The sequence below is a fragment of the Pseudonocardia nigra genome, assembly GCF_019396355.1.
GTDB lineage: Bacteria > Actinomycetota > Actinomycetes > Mycobacteriales > Pseudonocardiaceae > Pseudonocardia > Pseudonocardia nigra.
In genome coordinates, this window is sequence record NZ_JAHKRK010000548.1 from 1 (window position 1) to 742 (window position 742).

At 70.9% G+C, this 742-nt stretch carries 1 protein-coding gene; it reads right to left on the minus strand.

Annotated elements, in window-relative coordinates; genetic code table 11:
* Window positions 1-173: 173 nt before the first annotated feature.
* The coding region (locus KME75_RS42135) for a hypothetical protein (RefSeq protein ID WP_219420677.1) at window positions 174-742 on the minus strand (569 nt) is incomplete at its 5' end.

The window sequence follows — 742 nt, forward strand, 5'->3', positions numbered from 1 at the left end:
CCGACGTCCTCGCCGCCCAACGCCGCGAACGCGCCCGCGTCCGCAGCGAACGTCAACAACGCTGGGGCCGACCCCGCACCACCGCAGCATGACCACAACCGGCGAACGTATGTGGTCACCGCACTAGGTGAGCTAGCGCCGACGAAGTCGGTTTGATCGAGTCATGTTTGCTGTCATGCGGCGAATCCGGCGTCCTGGGTGAGTTGGTCGAGGGCGCGCTGGTAGCTGCGGGCGGTGGTGCGCAGCGTGCTGGGCGCCGGTGGGTCGGGATCGGCGAGCTGGGCGAGCCCGGGCTGCAGCAGTCGGGTCTGGACGTGGCTGAGCAGCATGGCGTGGTGCAGCCCGACGTCGGTGACGCGGTAGCGGTGGCTGCCGGGGATACGGCTGATCAAGCCGTGGGCGCGCAGCCGGCGCAGGTCATAGCTGACCTGACCGGCGCTGATCTGGTCGGGTGGCTTGCCGAGCAGCCCGGCCAGCAGGCCGCGCAGGTCCCGGTTGCGCAGCCCGTGCGGAAGCAGCCGGAACACCAGCAGGGCCTGCAGCAGCGCGTGGGCGCGGCGGTCGCCCAGACGGAGCCCGGCGGTTCGCTGCCCGTCATCGGCGACGATCGGGTCATGCACGGCGGTGAACGCCTCGGCGGCGCGGATCGGGTTGTGGCTGAGTCGTTGGGCACCCAACAGGCGCCTGTTGGCGGAGAAGCCGATCTCCCGCAGCGCGGGCAGATGGGTCAGCCGTTTCCGGA